Here is a 15,965-nt window from a genome sequence, read left to right as displayed (position 1 = left end):
GGCAGGACCGGCCAGGGTGACCCGACCGAAGACCCGCCATACCCGGCAGGACCGGCCAGGGTGACCCGACCGAAGACCCGCCATACCCGGCAGGACCGGCCAGGGTGACCCGACCGAAGACCCGCCATACCCGGCAGGACGCCCGTCCCGCCGGGCACGGCAGAGCCGGTCCGTGTCGGGCGCGGCACCGCCGAGACGCCGGGCGGCCTGCCGTTGCACGGTGCCGAAGCCGGGTGGAACGCTGGAGAGGTGGCACCGGGCCCCGTCCCACCGACTGGAGGAAGCCGTGGACAGCACCGAAGGATGGGGGGACGACGTCTACCAGCCCGACGCATCCGAGATCCAGGACGACTCCGGACTGCTGGATGCCGAGGACACCCTGGAGAGCGACGGGGTCGCCGATCCGCTGGACCGGGGCTGGTCACCGCCGGAGCGGCCCTGGGCGGTGGAGCGCCCCGACGTGACCGCCGCCGAGCGCCGACGCGGCGAGAGCCTTGAGCAGCGGCTGTCCGAGGAACTGCCGGACGTCCGGACCCCCGACGGGGACGGCATCGGCGACTGTCAGGGCACCGATGGCGAGCCCTTGGACAACGAGGTGGGTGCCTTCCGCTCCGGCCGTCTCGTCGCACCCGACGAGGGCGCGCACGAGGACGAGGAGAGCGGACTGATCGCCACCGACGTGGGCATCGACGGTGCGGCGGCGTCGGCCGAGGAGGCCGCGGTGCACGTGGTGGACGAGGACGCCCGGTTCGGCTGAAGCCCCGAAGAGGCACGGCTGGGCCCATCTCCCCGAAGCACTACGCCTCCCGCGAAGGAGCACCATGCAACAGGACAAGCACCCCGACTACCACCCCGTGGTCTTCCGCGACCGGGCCGCCGGATACGCCTTCCTCACCCGGTCGACCGCCGGCAGCGATCAGACCATCGAGTGGGACGACGGCGAGACGTACCCGGTCGTGGACGTCGAGATCTCCTCGGAAAGCCACCCGTTCTACACGGGAAAGGCACGGACCGTTGACGCGGAGGGCCGGATCGCCCGGTTCGAGCGGCGTTACGGCAGCGGGGGCACGGCCTGAGACGACCCGGGCCCGCCCAGATCATCCCGGAGCCCGCTCAGATGAAGTTCAGCGCCGCCGCGCAGCCCACTCCCCCGAGCAGCATGAACACCGGCATCAGCACCCTCAGCTCGACCCAGCTCCCGGCACGGAACCGCATGGCCTTCGGCGGGCCCACCGGGTACCAGCGCTTGCGGCCCACGGGGATGGGCCACAGGATCGGGCAGCCGGAGATCGTCAGCGCGTCCCCGATGTCGTGCACCAGGGCGCCGAGGAGAACGGGCAGTCCGAGCCACATGTACTCCTGCCCCGGCGCGCTGAACAACCAGTCCGCCCCGTTGCCCGGCTTGTCCAGTATCCCGGCGAGGATCCAGGCGCTGGTGGCGGCCAGCAGCCACACCAGCACGTCGCTGCTGGAGCCGCGGGCCGCCCGCCACAGCAGCCCCTCGATGGCGAGCACCAGGTGCACGAAGAGGATGGCCAGCACGGCCCACCGGCCCCCGGTCATCGCGGCGACGGCGAAGCCCACGCCGATCATCACCGCCCACAGCCAGGTGTGCGTCAGCGTGCGGTGCCCGCCGGAGCGGCGCGGGTCGCCCTGCTTCTTCGTCGCCTTGTAGACGGCGTACGAGAGTTTGTCGACGATCTCGCACAGCCAGCGCGAGAGGGGGCCGAAGGACCGCGAGATGGTGGCGGCCTTGTGGTCCAGGTCCGGGGCCAGCGCGGCGCCGGCACATATCAGTGAGCCGACCAGCAGGACCGGCCAGGGCATCGTGTGGCCCGCCGCCGTGGCCGCCGCGCCGACGCCGAGCCAGGCCGCGGCCCCCGACAGTGAGTGTGCTGGTCCCATCATGGCCGCATCCCGCCCCATTCCTGTTGTGCCGCTGCCCAGTTGTCCGTGTGCTGTGACATCGTGCGCTGACGTCGTGTCGGCGCCACAGCGTAACGTTCATGATCTTCGCACCCGCAGCCGATTCCCCCATCGGGCGGGAGGGCAGGCAAGATGGGTGCGTGACCCTCATCGATCAGCTGCCGCAGACCGCCGACCCCGACGCCTTGTTCGACGCCTTCGAGTCATGGGCCCAGGAGCGCGGTCTCACCCTCTATCCGCACCAGGAGGAGGCGCTGATCGAGGTGGTCTCCGGGGCCAACGTCATCGTGTCGACGCCCACCGGCTCCGGCAAGAGCATGATCGCCGCGGGTGCCCATTTCGCGGCGCTCGCCCGGGACGAGGTCACCTTCTACACGGCGCCGATCAAGGCCCTCGTCTCGGAGAAGTTCTTCGAGCTGTGCAAGCTCTTCGGCACCGAGAACGTCGGCATGCTGACCGGTGACGCCTCCGTGAACGCGGACGCGCCCGTCATCTGCTGCACCGCCGAGGTGCTGGCGTCGATCGCGCTGCGCGACGGCAAGGACGCCGACGTCGGCCAGGTCGTGATGGACGAGTTCCACTTCTACGCGGAGGGCGATCGCGGCTGGGCCTGGCAGATCCCGATCCTTGAGCTGCCGCAGGCGCAGTTCATCCTGATGTCGGCGACGCTCGGCGACGTCTCGATGTTCGAGAAGGACCTCACCCGCCGTACGGGCCGCCCCACCGCGGTGGTCCGCTCCGCGACCCGGCCCGTCCCCCTCTCCTACGACTACCGGCTCACTCCGCTCACGGAGACGCTCACCGAGCTGCTTCAGACCAAGCAGGCTCCCGTCTACATCGTGCACTTCACCCAGGCGCAGGCCGTGGAGCGGGCGCAGGCCCTGATGAGCATCAACATGTGCTCGCGGGAGGAGAAGGACCAGATCGCCGAGCTGATCGGCAACTTCCGCTTCACCACCAAGTTCGGCCGCAACCTGTCCCGTTACGTACGGCACGGCATCGGTGTGCACCACGCCGGCATGCTGCCCAAGTACCGGCGTCTGGTGGAGAAGCTGGCCCAGGCCGGTCTGCTGAAGGTCATCTGCGGCACGGACACGCTCGGCGTCGGCGTCAACGTGCCCATCCGCACCGTGCTGTTCACCGCCCTGACGAAGTACGACGGCAACCGGGTGCGGACCCTGCGTGCCCGTGAGTTCCACCAGATCGCGGGACGGGCCGGGCGGGCCGGCTTCGACACGGCGGGCTTCGTGGTGGCGCAGGCTCCCGAGCACGTCATCGAGAACGAGAAGGCGCTCGCCAAGGCCGGCGACGATCCGAAGAAGCGCCGCAAGGTGGTCCGCAAGAAGGCCCCCGAGGGCTTCGTCGGCTGGACGGAGAACACCTTCGAGAAGCTCATCGCCTCCGAGCCGGAACCCCTCACGTCCCGCTTCCGCGTCACGCACACGATGCTGCTGTCGGTCATCGCCCGCCCCGGCAACGCCTTCGAGGCGATGCGGCGCCTGCTGGAGGACAACCACGAGCCGCGCAAGCAGCAGTTGCGGCACATCCGGCGGGCGATCGCCATCTACCGCTCGCTCCTCGACGGCGGCATCGTGGAGAAGCTCGACGAGCCGGACGCCACGGGCCGCATCGTGCGCCTGACGGTCGACCTCCAGCAGGACTTCGCCCTCAACCAGCCGCTGTCGACGTTCGCCCTCGCCGCGTTCGAGCTGCTGGACCCCGAGTCCCCCTCCTACGCCCTCGACATGGTGTCGGTCGTCGAGTCGACGCTGGACGACCCGCGCCAGATCCTCGCCGCCCAGCAGAACAAGGCACGCGGTGAGGCCGTGGCCGCGATGAAGGCGGACGGCGTCGAGTACGAGGAGCGTATGGAGCGGCTCCAGGACGTGTCGTACCCCAAGCCGCTGGAGGAGCTCCTCTTCCACGCGTACAACACGTACCGCAAGAGCCACCCGTGGGTGGGCGACCATCCGCTGTCGCCGAAGTCGGTCATCCGCGACATGTACGAACGGGCGCTGTCCTTCACCGAGTTCGTGTCGTTCTACGAGCTGGCCCGCACCGAGGGCATCGTGCTGCGCTACCTGGCCAGTGCCTACAAGGCCCTCGACCACACCGTCCCGGACGACCTCAAGTCGGACGACCTGGAGGACCTGATCGCCTGGCTCGGTGAGATGGTGCGCCAGGTCGACTCCAGCCTTCTCGACGAGTGGGAGCAGCTCGCCAACCCGGAGGAGATGACCGCCGAGGAGGCCCAGGAGAAGGCCGACCAGGTCAAGCCGGTCACCTCCAACGCGCGCGCCTTCCGCGTCCTCGTCCGCAACGCCATGTTCCGCCGCGTGGAGCTCGCCGCGCTCGACCAGATCGACGAACTCGGCGAGATGGACGCGGAGTCCGGCTGGGACGCCGAGCGGTGGGGCGAGGCGATGGACAGGTACTGGGACGAGTACGAGGAGCTGGGCACCGGCCCGGACGCGCGCGGTCCCCGGCTGCTGATGATCGAGGAGGAGCCGCAGAACGGGCTGTGGCGGGTCCGCCAGACCTTCGCCGACCCGAACGGCGATCATGACTGGGGCATCAGCGCGGAGGTCGACCTCGCGGCCTCCGACGCCGAGGGACGCGCCGTCGTCAAGGTCACCGACGTCGGCCAGTTGTGAACAGACGCCGGACGGCTGTGAGCACAGGAGAGGCCAGCACATGACGACCAACCCCGCCGAGCGCCTTGTCGACCTGCTCGACCTGGAGCAGATCGAGGTCAACATCTTCCGTGGTCGCAGCCCGCAGGAGTCCCTGCAGCGGGTCTTCGGCGGCCAGGTTGCCGGCCAGGCGCTGGTCGCCGCCGGGCGCACCACGGAGGGCGACCGGCCGGTGCACTCGCTGCACGCGTACTTCCTGCGTCCCGGCCGCCCGGGCGTGCCCATCGTGTACCAGGTCGAGCGGGTCAGGGACGGGCGGTCGTTCACCACCCGGCGGGTCACCGCCGTGCAGCAGGGCCGCACGATCTTCAACCTCACCGCCTCCTTCCACAAGCCGGAGGAGGGAAGCTTCGAGCACCAGCTGCCGCCGGCCCGACAGGTGCCGGACCCCGAGTCGCTGCCGACGCTCGCCGAGGAGATCAAGCAGCATCTGGGCGCGCTGCCGGAGCAGTTGGAGCGCATGGCACGGCGTCAGCCCTTCGACATCCGTTATGTGGACCGGCTGCGCTGGACCCACGACGAGGTCGAGAACGCCGAGCCGCGCAGCGCGGTGTGGATGCGGGCGGTCGGACCGCTGGGCGACGACCCTCTCGTGCACACCTGCGCCCTGACGTACGCGAGCGACATGACCCTTCTGGACGCGGTCCGCATTCCGGTGGAACCCCTGTGGGGCCCGCGCGGTTTCGACATGGCGTCGCTGGACCACGCGATGTGGTTCCACCGGCCGTTCCGGGCCGACGACTGGCTCCTCTACGACCAGGAATCGCCGATCGCCGTGGGCGGCCGCGGGCTGGCGCGCGGGCGGATCTACGACCGTGAGGGACAACTGGTCGTGTCGGTCGTACAGGAGGGACTCTTCCGCAAGCTCGGCTGAGCCTGCCGGAGGAGCCGCCACTCCTGCGAACCGTCGTCCATGCGCCTCCTCACGGCCTGCGTCGCTCCCCACGAGGCGCCGGTGCGGTCGAGGCCGCGCAGTGAACGCACCGCTTCCGGGCGTGCGGTGGCGCGGCCTCGGTGAGGTCAGCCGTCGTGCTCCGCGCCTATGAGGACGAAGGCCATCGTGGCCGGCTGGTCGCTGCGGTTGCGCCAGGCGTGGCGGGTGCCGTTATGGATCACGATGTCACCCTCCGACACCCGCGTGCAGTTCCCGTCGTCGGGTTCGAGGACGAGCTCGCCGCGCAGCTCGATGCCGTAGTCCACGGTGGCCTCGTCCCGACCACTGAGCGCAACGAGAGTGCTATCGTTGGCATACGGAAAGTCACGCGCCCAGCCAGCTCGATCCAGGGGGCCATCACGTGATCACGACCAGGGACATCGCCGAACGCCTCGGAGTCTCCGTCTCGACGGTCGGCCGGGCACTCGCCGACGACCCGCGCATCAGCGAGCAGACCAAGTTCCGGGTCCGCCAGGCCGCTTCCGAGATGGGGTACGTCGGCAACCGCGCGGCGCGGATGATGCGCGGCGCGTCCAGCAACGTGGTCGCCCTGGTGATCCCGGACATCCGCAACAGCTTCTACTCCACCATCGCGCACGAGCTGTCCAAGAACATGGAGGCCGAGGGCTTCCAGCTGATGCTCTCGGAGACCGACGACGACCGGATGATGGAGCTGCGCCACCTGCGGGAGCTGTCCGCGACCCGCGTGGCGGGCGTCATCATCGTGCCCACGGCACGCCCGCACAACGACTCCGTCAAGCTCCTGCGCACGGTGCCTCATCTGCAGCTGCTGCGCCGCCACCCCTCGCTCGGCTCCCAGTGGTTCGGTGTGGACGACCACGAGGTACTGCGACAGGCCACGGCCCACCTGGTGGCCCAGGGCCACACTCGCATCGCGTACCTGGGCGGCCCCACGGAACTGCCCACCGGCGCGGAGCGCCTGCGCGGCTTCCGCAGCGGCCTGAGCGAGGGCGGACTCCCGGACGACGCCGGGCGCGCGGAGCTGGGACCGCCGTCGTCGGTGGACCACGGCCGCCGGACCGTGCGCCGGCTGCTGAAGGATCCGAACCCGCCCACCGCGCTCGTGATGGGATCGACCCAGCTCACCCTGGGGGTCCTCGAAGAGTTGGCCGAGCAGGGCGTGCGGGTGCCCGGGGAACTGTCCGTGGTGGGGTTCGGAGACGAGCCGGGGTTCTCCTGGTGGGGTCCCGGACTCACCACGATCGGGCTGCCGATCCAGGAGATGGCCACCGGCTGCGCGCTGTGGATGATGCGACGGCTCAAGACCACGCCGAGCAACGACGGCCCGTACACCTCGGTCTCACCCGGATCGCTCGTCCTGCGCGGCAGCACGGCGCCTCCCGGGTGAGGCCGCCGGGCAGACGGCCCGGCCCAGGGCCTGTCCGACAATTCCCGTCTGCCTCGCGACGCCATGCACGCTCCCCCACTGCCTCAACAGCGTGGGAGGTGCCTCCCCTCGCCGCACCGGGCGCAAGCCCAAGTACGTCCGGTACGAGGGTCTGCGCACGGCACTCCCCCAGTCTCCGGCCGGGGGACCCGCAGAGCACACACCTACAGCGACATCAGCGGCTCCGCCGCGGGCGCGAGGCCTCCCTCCGGGCACGACGGGGATTTCAAGACACGCCCAGTCGGGCGCGCAGGACTGCCGCACCGTCCCCCTCAAGGTCCTCGCAGGCTGCTGCACGGCCTGCCATCCCCATCACCAGGGAGAGGGTCGGCCCTCGGAGCAGATCCCCCGAGCCGGTGGTGAACGGTCCGTCTGTGGCCTCGACCCGCAAGCCCGCGATTGCAGTGTTGCTCGCGACAGTGAAGTCACGGCTGGCGAAGAACCGGGCCACGGCGGTCGTCGTGGCCACCGGGGGTGTCCGCACCAGACCCAATGGCCGGCGGATGTCCTCACTGTGGACGACTATTTCGCCCAGCCAGGCCGCAGTATGTCCTGACGGCCCGGCGGGCCCGGCGACAACTTCGCGAAATCGCCGCAAGGTCTCTTGAGGTGTAGCGCCACGGTGCTTTGCGAGTCGTCTGTCGTTGTGCAGATCGGGGTCGAACCGCGCGGCGAGCATACTCAGCAGCCAGCGCCACATCCTCGTGCTGGCGCCCGCCGTCAGATGGGCTACGACCTCCTCCACGGTCCAGCGTTCACACAGTGATGCTTTCGCCCACTGGGCCTCGCTGAGTTCGGCAAGGTCTTGAGCGAGCGCCAACCGCTCGACGTGGATCGCCCGTTCCAGGGCTTTCCGAGTTTCCGAAACGTGTGGTTCAGCCATAGGGCGGCCTCCAGTGACCGGGTGTCCTCCATCAGACTCCTTTCGCCGCCCAAACTCATCGACCGCACCTGCGTAGCAAGCCAATTCGACCTTCCAGTGTCGAAAACGGTCCTCGAAGTAAGCCGCTCACCTGGGCATTCCCCTGCCGCTGAGGCGGCCTTCGTCTGATCATGTACTCCGATCAAAGTGCGCTGAACGAGACGAGGGTCGTGAGGGCGGGTCATCGACGGCGGGGGGCCTGCGGTGCGGCTGACGCCGGTGGACCGGCTGGCCGGGAGCCGGAGCCCTGGCCACTCTGAGCCGGATACTGACCCGGGGGGGGGGGGGGGGGGGGGGGGGGGGGGGGGGGGGGGGGGGGGGTGGGGGGGGGGGGGGGGGGGGGGGGGCGGGGGTTCGCAACCCCGGGTCAGTACGTTCCGCTGCGCAGCCGGCGCATGACGGGCGCGACGCGTACGAGTTCGTCGAGCACCTGCTCGGCCGCGGCCTCATGTATCTTGCCGGGCCGGAACGCGCCCTCCTCGACGAGTTCGCTGACGAAGGGGACGCTCACGGTCGGGCCGATCGGCAGCATCCTGAGGTTCGCCACGACCTGCTTTGCCATCTGCACCGCCCGGGTGCCCGCCGACGCACCTCCGTAGCTGACGAACGCGGCCGGAGATCGATCCGGAGGACCTGGCGCACATCTCGCCGTACCTGACCGAGCACATCAACCGGTTCGGCGAGTACAGCACCCACGACTCGGCATCCAGCCCGAGGCGTACGACCCGATCATGCCGCCCGCGCAACGGAACGCGTGCACCGCTGAGATGCAGGCCGCGGGCGTTGACTGGCGCCTCGCGGTCTACGGCGGCGCCTTGCACGCCTTCCACCACCCGCCGGTCGACCACCCCGCAGTCCCCGGCGTCGGCTACCACCCGCTCACTGGCGGCGGGCAGCCACCCCCCGCGTAAGCTGGGGTGCCACCGCGAACAGGTCACCCACCACCCATTGGTCCGCGAGGTCGAGGATCGGCCCCTCCGGTTCCTTGTTGACCGCGACGATCGTCTTGGAGGTCTGCATCCCGGCGAGGTGCTGGATGGCGCCGGAGATGCCCAGGGCGATGTACAGCTGGGGCGAGACGGACGTGCCGGTCTGTCCGACCTGGTACGAGCGCGGCTAGTAGCCGGCGTCGACCGCGGCGCGCGAGGCGCCCACCGCGCCTCCCTGGGCGTCGGCCAGTTCCTCGACCACCTGGAAACCGTCGACGCTCGCGACCCCGCGGCCTCGGGAGACGACGACGGTCGCCTCCGTGAGCCCGGGGCGGTCGCCCGCTGGTGCGGCGCACCGGGCCGTGACGCGGGCGGGTGCCTCGGGGTCGACCGCCAGCAGGGGGAGTGTCCGCTCCACCGCCTCCGCGGGATGCTCCTCCGGCTCGAAGGCACCCGGGCGCACGATGATCAGCGGTACGCCATGGGTGACCTGGGAACGCACCGTGTACGAGCCCCCCCGAAGACGATCTGGGTGACAACGCCGGAGGAGTCCACGTCGACCGCGTCGATCAGCAGCCCGGCGTCCAGCCGCGCGGCGAGACGCGCGACCACCTCCCTGCCGTCCGTCGTGGCGGAGACAAGGGCGGCGGCGGGAGCGGCGTCGCGGACCGCGAGTTCCAGGGCGTCGACGGCGGGCGTGACGAGGAACTCGCCCGCCTCGGTGGCTTCGGCCGCGTGGACGCTCGTGGCGCCGTATCGGGCGAGGTGCTCCCTGAGGCGCCCGCGGTGCCGGGGGTTCCCACGACGACGAAGGCCGGGTCGCCCAGCCGCCGTGCGGCAGCCAGGAGTTCGTATGTGGTGTTGTGGACGCGTTCCCCGTCGTGGTCGACGAGGACGAGGACATCGGGCATGGGTGCCTGTTTCTCGGTGGTCAGCGGAACGCCGGGTAACCGGTGAGCGCCTGCCCGACGACCAGGGTGTGCATCTCACTGGTTCCTTCGTAGGTCAGGACGGACTCCAGGTTGTTGGCGTGGCGCAGCGGCGAGTACTCGAGGGAGATGCCGTTGGCCCCCAGGATCGTGCGGCACTCCCGGGCGATGGCGATCGCCTCGCGGACGTTGTTGAGCTTGCCGACGCTGATCTGCTCGGGGCGGATGCGGTGCCGGTCCTTGAGCCGGCCCAGGTGGACGGCGAGCAGTGCGGCGTTGCCCACGGACACGCTCATGTCGGCGAGCTTCTTCTGGGTGAGCTGGAAGGCGCTGATCGGCTTGTCGAACTGCACGCGGGAGTCGGCGTACTCGATGGCCGCCTGGATGCAGTCGCGGGCCGCGCCGACGGCGCCGAACAGGATGCCGAAGCGGGCCTCGTTCAGGCAGGACAGCGGTCCGCGCAGGCCCTCGGCGAGCGGCAGCCGCGCCGAGTCGGGCAGCCGTACGTTGTCGAAGTACAGCTCCGAGGTGACGGACGCGCGCAGCGACATCTTCTGCTTGATGTCCTGGGTGGTGAAACCGGGTGTCCCGCGTGGTACGAGGAAGCCACGCACCCCGTCCTCGGTTTGCGCCCAGACGGTGGCCACGTCGGCGATGCCGCCGTTGGTGATCCACATCTTGGAGCCGTTCAGGATCCAGTCGTCGCCGTCGCGGACGGCCCTGGTGCGCATCCCGGCGGGATTGCTGCCGAAGTCGGGCTCGGTCAGACCGAAGCAGCCGATCGCCTCGCCGGCGGCGAGCCGCGGCAGCCACTGGAGCTTCTGTTCCTCCGAGCCCCACTTCCAGATGGAGAACATCGACAGCGAGCCCTGCACGGACACGAAGCTGCGGAAGCCGGAGTCCGCCGCCTCCAGTTCCAGGCAGGCGAGGCCGTAGCTGACCGCGTTCGTCCCGGCGCAGCCGTAGCCTTCGAGGTGCATGCCGAGCACACCCAGCTTGCCGAGTTCTGGGGCGAGTTCGCGTGCGAAGTGCGCGTTCTCGAACCACTCGCCGATGTGCGGGCGCACCCGGTCGTCGAGGAACCTGGCGACAGTGGCCTGGATCTCGCGCTCCTCGTCGCTGAGGGTGGAGGAGAAGTCGAGCAGGTCGAGGGGGTCCTTCATCGGCTTGCGGGTCACGGTCGGCTCCTGGTTGTCGTGGTTGTCGTGGTGGTCATGGTGGTCGGTTCGGTCGTGGTGCCGGTTCCGGTTCCGGTTCCGGTGTAGAAGATCTCCGCGGTGTGCTGGCCGAGGCCCGGCGGGGGCAGGCGGTACCGGGCGGGCGTGCCGCTCAGTGCGATGGGGTTCGCGACCTGACGGGAGGGCCGGCCCTCCGCCCCGTCAGCGGATCTCGCGGCGGGGATGTCGACAATGCCGGGCAGGCCGAGCTTCTCGGCGAACCCGAACACCTCGTCAAGGGTGTTGACCGGCCCCGCGGGCACCCCCGCGTCCAGCAGGACGGCCGACCAGTGGTCCGCGCCCGCGGCACTCAGCCGTGCGGTCAGGACGTCCCGCAGTTCCGTGCGGTGGGCGACGCGGTCGGCGTTGGTGCGGAAGCGGTCGTCGAGGGCGAGAGCGGGATCCCCGAGGAGGTCGGCGAGCGCGGCGAACTGCCGGTCGTTGCCCACCGCGAGCGCGATCGGACGATCGGCGGTGGCGAAGGTCTCATAGGGGGCGATACTCGGGTGCGCGTTGCCCATGCGCCCCGGAACCACACCGGCGACGGCGAACGCCGAGGCCTGGTTGACCATGGCGGACAGCAGCGAGCTGAGGAGGTTCACCTCCACGTGCTGTCCCTCCCCGCTGGCGTCCCGGTGCCGGAGGGCCGCGAGGATGCCGAGCGAGGCGTGCAGGCCGGTGATCACATCGACCAGGGCCACGCCCGCCTTCACCGGCTCCCCCGTCGTCTCCCCCGTCACGCTCATCAGACCGCCGACGGCCTGCACGAACAGGTCGTATCCGGGGATCGCGGCACCCGCACCGCTGCCGAAACCGCTGATCGAGCAGTAGACCAGCCCCGGGTGCTGCGAGCGGAGTTCGCGAGGGCCGAGGCCGAGCCGTTCCATGGTGCCGGGACGGAAGTTCTCCACCAGCACGTCGGACTCGGCGACCAGGGCGCGGGCCTGTGCGACGCCGGCGTCGGTCGTGAGGTCCAGCGTGACGGACCTCTTGTTCCGGTTGGCGCCCAGGAAATAGGTCGACGTGCCGTCGTGGTCGACCGGAGGCAGCCAGGCCCGGGTGTCGTCCCCGGTGCCGGGCCGTTCGACCTTCACCACGTCGGCGCCGAGGTCGGCGAGGAGCATCGTGGCGTAGGGGCCCGCGAGAACCCGGGAGAAGTCGGCCACGCGCAGTCCCTCCAACGCGCCCCACCCCGCTCCCCCGACAACGCCGGCCCGTCCGTCCGGCGCACTGTACTGGGTGCCCACGCACCCTCCTCTCTGTTCGTCCCGCGTACGAAGGACGGCCTCGCCTTCGCTGTTTCCCGTCACCACCAGGGCTCCGAGGACGGCGGGCGGGTGAGTTCGACGGCGGGAATTCCCTGCCCGAGGGGGGCGACAGCCCGTACGACAGTCACCCTCGACCCGACCCGGACCTGCGCCGTCCCGGTGACCTGGCAGAGCAGGTTGAAGCCCTCCTCCATCGCGACGAACCACGTGTTGTGCGGGACGTGGCCGTGTCTGCGAAGGACGACTCCATCGCCCGCGCTGCGCTCCCACTGGAGGGCCATGGCCCGCAGGCACGGCAGAACGAACGGCGGTAGGCCGCAGTGCCGCACCAGAGGCAGCGCTGGAAGAGCAGGTGGCCGGGGCCGACCGGGGTGTTCGGCGCGACGGGCGCGGTCGCCGTGGCGGCGGCCGCCTCGTGGTCGTCTCGCGACTCGGTCCGTCCGCGGGTTTCTGTCTGGAGCATCGCGGCCTCCTGCACGCAGTCCGGTGACCGGAAACGAGAGGAAAACGGGTAGATCGGAATCCGCTCCGGCTCCACCACCCTGTCTCCGCGGCCGATCGCCGGTCAACGACGACTGACGCATCTTTGTGCGTGGAACGCGTTCCGTTCCCCTAGGTCAGGGCTCGGTGCCCCCGGGGCCCGTCGCGGGCCCCTGATCGAAACCCTCCGAACAGGTCTTTACGTCTGCGTTCCGCACGGCGATGACGTGACACGTGCGAGGGCGTTCTGGTGACAGACGTGACTGTCCGCGCCCATGCCGGGCTGAAAGGCTCGGTGTCACGCGGCCGAGGGGGATACGCATGGACAAGCGGTACGAGGTGTACGCACTCGCCGACGAGCACTTCTACGAGACGCCCGACAGGCTGTCGGCGGGTGCCGACGGCATCGTGACCGCCGGTGACGTACGGACGGCGCCGACGTATCAGGTGGCCGGGCGTGAGGTGCCACAGGGGTGGCGTGCGGAGCGGTTCGGCGACTGGCTGGCCATGACCCCGGTCGACGCCGACGGCCGGTCACTGCCCGCCCCCACGCAGGGCTGGAAGGTCCACGTCTCCGCCACCCGGGCGAACGCGGAACGGATCGCGGCCGAGGTGTGGGACTACTGCGTGCCGCGGCTGATCCCCTTCAAGTTCGTGCCGGGCCCCCATCTGCTGCACCTGCGGAACGCCAAGTACGCGCCCCGCGACGGCAGCGGCAAGTTCGTCACGATCTACCCGGCCGACGAGAAGCAACTGCACCTCGTTCTGCGCGAGTTGGGCGAGCGACTCGCCGGCCTTGAGGGGCCGTACATCCTGACGGACCTGCGGTGGAACGACGGGCCGCTGTACGTGCGGTACGGCGCCTTCGCGCGCTCGTTCGTGGTCGACGAGCGTGGTTCGCTGGTGCCCGCGGTGCGTGACGGCGAAGGCACACTGGTGCCGGACCGGCGGGAGCCGTCCTTCCGGGTGCCGGAGTGGGTGACGCTGCCGGCGTTCCTCGAGCCCCAGCTCGCGGCGCGGAACACGACGACGGTCGGTGACCTGCCGTACCGCATCGAGAAGGCGCTGCACTTCTCCAACGGCGGCGGCGTGTACGCGGGCACCGACACCCGCGACGGCCGCCGGGTGGTCCTCAAGGAGGGGCGCCCGCACGCGGGGCTCGCCGCGGACGGTGCCGACGCGATCGCCCGGCTGGAGCGCGAGAAGTCCGCCCTGGAACGGCTGTCGGGGCTGGGTGTCGTGCCCGAGGTGCGCGACTGGTTCCTGCTCGGTGACCACCGTTTCCTGGTCATGGACTTCGTGGAGGGGCGCCCGCTCAACTCCTTCTTCGCCGAGCGGCATCCGCTGCTCGCGCCCGATCCGGACCCCGAGCGGGTCTCCTCGTACACGCGGTGGGCTCTGCGGATGTACAGGGCCGTCGAGGAGGCGGTCGAGGCGGTGCACGCGCGCGGAATCGTCTTCAACGACCTGCACGCCTTCAACATCATGGTCGCCCCCGACGAGCGGTCGGTGTCCCTGCTGGACTTCGAGGCCGCCGCGCCCGTCGAGGAGAACGGCCGTCAGGTCGTCGCCCATCCGGGGTTCCTGGCCCCGCCCGACCGTACGGGCGCGGACGTCGACCGGTACGCCCTCGCGTGCCTGCGGCTCGCGCTGTTCCTGCCCGTCACGTCGCTGTTCGTGGTGGACCGGGGGAAGGCGGCGCATCTGGCCGAGGTCGTCGCGGGCCAGTTCCCGGACGTACCGCGGGAGTTCCTGGACGGGGCGGTCGCGGAGATCACCCGGGCCGGTTCCGGTCGTCGGGCGCCGACTCCCACGCAGGGGAGCGGGCCCGGTGCGCCCGCGCGCACCCGGCCCGTGCCGGCCTCGCCGTTCGCCGCGCTCGCCGAGCCGGGTGACTGGCCCTACAGCCGGGACTCGATGGTGAAGGCGATCCTGGCCTCCGCGACACCCGGACGCGACGACAGGCTCTTCCCCGGCGACGTCGCGCAGTTCACGGACGGCGGAGGGCTCGGGCTGGCGTACGGGGCGGCCGGTGTGCTGTACGCCCTCGCCGAAACCGGGGCGGAGCGGTACGAGGAAGGCGAACGCTGGCTGCTCGACCACACCGATCCCCTGCCACCGGGCACGCCGCTCGGCCTGTACGACGGAGTCGCGGGCGTCGCGTACGTCCTCGACCGCCTCGGACACCGGCAGCGGGCCCTGGACCTCGTCGACCGGGTGCTGCACGAGAAGTGGCAGAAGCTGTCGTCCGATCTGCGCGGCGGGCTGGCCGGGCTCGGCCTTGTCCTCGACCACCTGGGGCGTGCCACGGGCGAGACCTCACTGGACGAGCAGGCGGCCAAGGCCGCGGAACTGCTCGTACGGCGCCTCGGCGAACCCCGGCCCGCGCCTCCCAAGCGGCGTGCGGGGCTGTTGCGGGGCGCTGGCGGGCCGGCCCTGTTCCTGCTGCGGCGGTACGAGGCGACGGGCGACCGCGCCCTGCTGGAGGCGGCGGGCGAGGCACTGCGGCAGGACCTGGAGGTCTGCGTCCTCCAGCAGGACGGCGCGCTCGCCGTCGACGAGGGCTGGCGCACCATGCCGTACCTCGCCGATGGCAGCGTGGGGCTCGGAATGGTGATCGACGACTTCCTGGCCCACACCGACGGCGACGACGCGGCCTGGGGCGAGGACCTCGCCGGGGCGCGCTCCGGCATCCTCACGGCCGCCACCTATCGCTTCTACGCGCAGCCGGGGCTCTTCCAGGGCCGCGCCGGAATGATCCTGTACCTGGGCCGCACGGGTGCGCCGCGGCCACGGCTGGACGAACAGATCGCCGGACTGGGCTGGTACGCGATGCCGTACCAGGGCCAACTGGCCTTCCCCGGCCACCACATGATGCGGCTCTCGATGGACCTCGCCACCGGTACGGCCGGATGTCTGCTGGCGCTGGGCGCGACGCTCGCCGACGAGCCCACCGCCCACCTGCCCTTCCTGCCGGCCCTGCCGCCCCAGCAGCCGGGGCGGCCCCAAGGACGCGGCTCCGCACGCTGACGGAGTCGTGAGCAACACCGCACCAATCCCGTCCCCATCAGTGGTCCTTGAAGGAGGACCACGGAGAGAAAGGAACCAGCATGGCGCTGCTCGACCTGCAGACGATGGAAGCCGACGAGACCACCGGTGGTGGCGGGGGCGGTGGCCCCGTGAGCTCGCTGAGCGTGCTGTCCTGCGTCAGCGCGGCCAGCATCACCCTGTGTCTCTGATCGCCACGTTCGCGATGACA

14 protein-coding genes and 2 pseudogenes are annotated in these 15,965 nt (G+C 70.7%); 8 read left to right on the top strand and 8 right to left on the bottom strand.

Annotated elements, in window-relative coordinates; genetic code table 11:
• Positions 1-286: 286 nt before the first annotated feature.
• Together ACZ49J_RS14600 and ACZ49J_RS14595 are read left to right on the top strand one after the other, a co-directional pair.
• A complete protein-coding gene (locus ACZ49J_RS14600; RefSeq protein ID WP_467448057.1) occupies positions 287-757 on the top strand; it encodes a DUF5709 domain-containing protein in 471 nt (156 codons plus the stop codon).
• A 64-nt stretch (positions 758-821) separates the two neighbouring features.
• Entirely contained in the window at positions 822-1,076 is a 255-nt protein-coding gene (locus ACZ49J_RS14595; protein ID WP_467448055.1) for a type B 50S ribosomal protein L31, read from the top strand.
• Positions 1,077-1,113: 37 nt separating this feature from the next.
• On the opposite strand, the gene ACZ49J_RS14590 is transcribed toward ACZ49J_RS14595, so the two are convergent.
• Entirely contained in the window at positions 1,114-1,908 is a 795-nt protein-coding gene (locus ACZ49J_RS14590; RefSeq protein WP_467448054.1) for a metal-dependent hydrolase, read from the bottom strand.
• A gap of 158 nt (positions 1,909-2,066) precedes the next feature.
• Between ACZ49J_RS14590 and ACZ49J_RS14585 the strand changes: the two genes are divergently transcribed.
• Both ACZ49J_RS14585 and ACZ49J_RS14580 read left to right on the top strand, forming a co-directional pair.
• Positions 2,067-4,580, top strand: a complete 2,514-nt coding sequence (locus ACZ49J_RS14585; protein ID WP_467448052.1) for a DEAD/DEAH box helicase — start codon at positions 2,067-2,069, stop codon at positions 4,578-4,580.
• 40 nt (positions 4,581-4,620) lie between these two features.
• The gene (locus tag ACZ49J_RS14580) at positions 4,621-5,493 is read left to right on the top strand and encodes an acyl-CoA thioesterase (protein ID WP_467448050.1); all 873 of its coding nucleotides are present in this window, start codon (positions 4,621-4,623) and stop codon (positions 5,491-5,493) included.
• Between the two features lie 146 nt (positions 5,494-5,639).
• On the opposite strand, the gene ACZ49J_RS14575 is transcribed toward ACZ49J_RS14580, so the two are convergent.
• On the bottom strand, positions 5,640-5,819 hold the full coding sequence (locus ACZ49J_RS14575) for a cupin domain-containing protein (RefSeq protein WP_467448047.1): 180 nt from the start codon (positions 5,817-5,819) through the stop codon (positions 5,640-5,642).
• Positions 5,820-5,914: 95 nt separating this feature from the next.
• On the opposite strand from ACZ49J_RS14575, the gene ACZ49J_RS14570 reads away from it, so the two are divergent.
• Entirely contained in the window at positions 5,915-6,922 is a 1,008-nt protein-coding gene (locus ACZ49J_RS14570) for a LacI family DNA-binding transcriptional regulator (protein ID WP_467448045.1), read from the top strand.
• 265 nt (positions 6,923-7,187) lie between these two features.
• On the opposite strand, the gene ACZ49J_RS14565 is transcribed toward ACZ49J_RS14570, so the two are convergent.
• Both ACZ49J_RS14565 and ACZ49J_RS14560 read right to left on the bottom strand, forming a co-directional pair.
• Positions 7,188-7,844 carry a maleylpyruvate isomerase family mycothiol-dependent enzyme gene (locus tag ACZ49J_RS14565; protein WP_467448044.1) on the bottom strand — a complete coding sequence of 219 codons (657 nt, stop codon included), beginning with the start codon at positions 7,842-7,844 and terminating at the stop codon, positions 7,188-7,190.
• Positions 7,845-8,250: 406 nt separating this feature from the next.
• Positions 8,251-8,445 carry a hypothetical protein gene (locus tag ACZ49J_RS14560; RefSeq protein WP_467448042.1) on the bottom strand — a complete coding sequence of 65 codons (195 nt, stop codon included), beginning with the start codon at positions 8,443-8,445 and terminating at the stop codon, positions 8,251-8,253.
• Positions 8,446-8,482: 37 nt separating this feature from the next.
• Between ACZ49J_RS14560 and ACZ49J_RS14555 the strand changes: the two are divergent.
• Positions 8,483-8,761 (top strand): annotated as a pseudogene (locus ACZ49J_RS14555) (dienelactone hydrolase family protein); the annotation flags it as partial.
• Position 8,762: 1 nt separating this feature from the next.
• On the opposite strand, the pseudogene ACZ49J_RS14550 reads toward ACZ49J_RS14555, so the two are convergent.
• The 4 genes and pseudogenes from ACZ49J_RS14550 to ACZ49J_RS14535 form a co-directional block, all read right to left on the bottom strand.
• Positions 8,763-9,723, bottom strand: a pseudogene (locus ACZ49J_RS14550) (electron transfer flavoprotein subunit alpha/FixB family protein).
• A 20-nt stretch (positions 9,724-9,743) separates the two neighbouring features.
• Positions 9,744-10,904 (bottom strand): acyl-CoA dehydrogenase family protein, encoded by a 1,161-nt coding sequence (locus ACZ49J_RS14545; RefSeq protein WP_467448286.1) that lies wholly within the window; start codon positions 10,902-10,904, stop codon positions 9,744-9,746.
• A gap of 11 nt (positions 10,905-10,915) precedes the next feature.
• Entirely contained in the window at positions 10,916-12,205 is a 1,290-nt protein-coding gene (locus ACZ49J_RS14540) for a CaiB/BaiF CoA transferase family protein (protein WP_467448040.1), read from the bottom strand.
• 59 nt (positions 12,206-12,264) lie between these two features.
• Positions 12,265-12,507: a hypothetical protein gene (locus ACZ49J_RS14535; RefSeq protein ID WP_467448039.1), complete on the bottom strand. Its 243-nt coding sequence runs from the start codon at positions 12,505-12,507 to the stop codon at positions 12,265-12,267.
• A 520-nt stretch (positions 12,508-13,027) separates the two neighbouring features.
• On the opposite strand from ACZ49J_RS14535, the gene lanKC reads away from it, so the two are divergent.
• Together lanKC and ACZ49J_RS14525 are read left to right on the top strand one after the other, a co-directional pair.
• The gene (gene lanKC / locus ACZ49J_RS14530) at positions 13,028-15,736 is read left to right on the top strand and encodes a class III lanthionine synthetase LanKC (RefSeq protein WP_467448038.1); all 2,709 of its coding nucleotides are present in this window, start codon (positions 13,028-13,030) and stop codon (positions 15,734-15,736) included.
• Positions 15,737-15,816: 80 nt separating this feature from the next.
• Positions 15,817-15,945, top strand: a complete 129-nt coding sequence (locus ACZ49J_RS14525) for a SapB/AmfS family lanthipeptide (protein WP_366824734.1) — start codon at positions 15,817-15,819, stop codon at positions 15,943-15,945.
• The last annotated feature ends 20 nt before the right edge of the window (positions 15,946-15,965 follow it).

The sequence above is a fragment of the Streptomyces sp. NPDC030840 genome (assembly GCF_055572015.1).
This window is presented reverse-complemented; position numbering and strand designations above follow the sequence as displayed.

Coding starts and splice junctions, on each gene's coding strand:
- ACZ49J_RS14595 (WP_467448055.1), top strand. CDS start 822: ATGCAACAGGACAAGCACCCCGACTACCACCCCGTGGTCTTCCGCGAC.
- ACZ49J_RS14590 (WP_467448054.1), bottom strand. CDS start 1,908: ATGATGGGACCAGCACACTCACTGTCGGGGGCCGCGGCCTGGCTCGGC.
- ACZ49J_RS14580 (WP_467448050.1), top strand. CDS start 4,621: ATGACGACCAACCCCGCCGAGCGCCTTGTCGACCTGCTCGACCTGGAG.
- ACZ49J_RS14565 (WP_467448044.1), bottom strand. CDS start 7,844: ATGGCTGAACCACACGTTTCGGAAACTCGGAAAGCCCTGGAACGGGCG.
- ACZ49J_RS14560 (WP_467448042.1), bottom strand. CDS start 8,445: ATGGCAAAGCAGGTCGTGGCGAACCTCAGGATGCTGCCGATCGGCCCG.
- ACZ49J_RS14545 (WP_467448286.1), bottom strand. CDS start 10,904: ATGAAGGACCCCCTCGACCTGCTCGACTTCTCCTCCACCCTCAGCGAC.
- ACZ49J_RS14535 (WP_467448039.1), bottom strand. CDS start 12,507: ATGGCCCTCCAGTGGGAGCGCAGCGCGGGCGATGGAGTCGTCCTTCGC.
- lanKC (WP_467448038.1), top strand. CDS start 13,028: ATGGACAAGCGGTACGAGGTGTACGCACTCGCCGACGAGCACTTCTAC.
- ACZ49J_RS14525 (WP_366824734.1), top strand. CDS start 15,817: ATGGCGCTGCTCGACCTGCAGACGATGGAAGCCGACGAGACCACCGGT.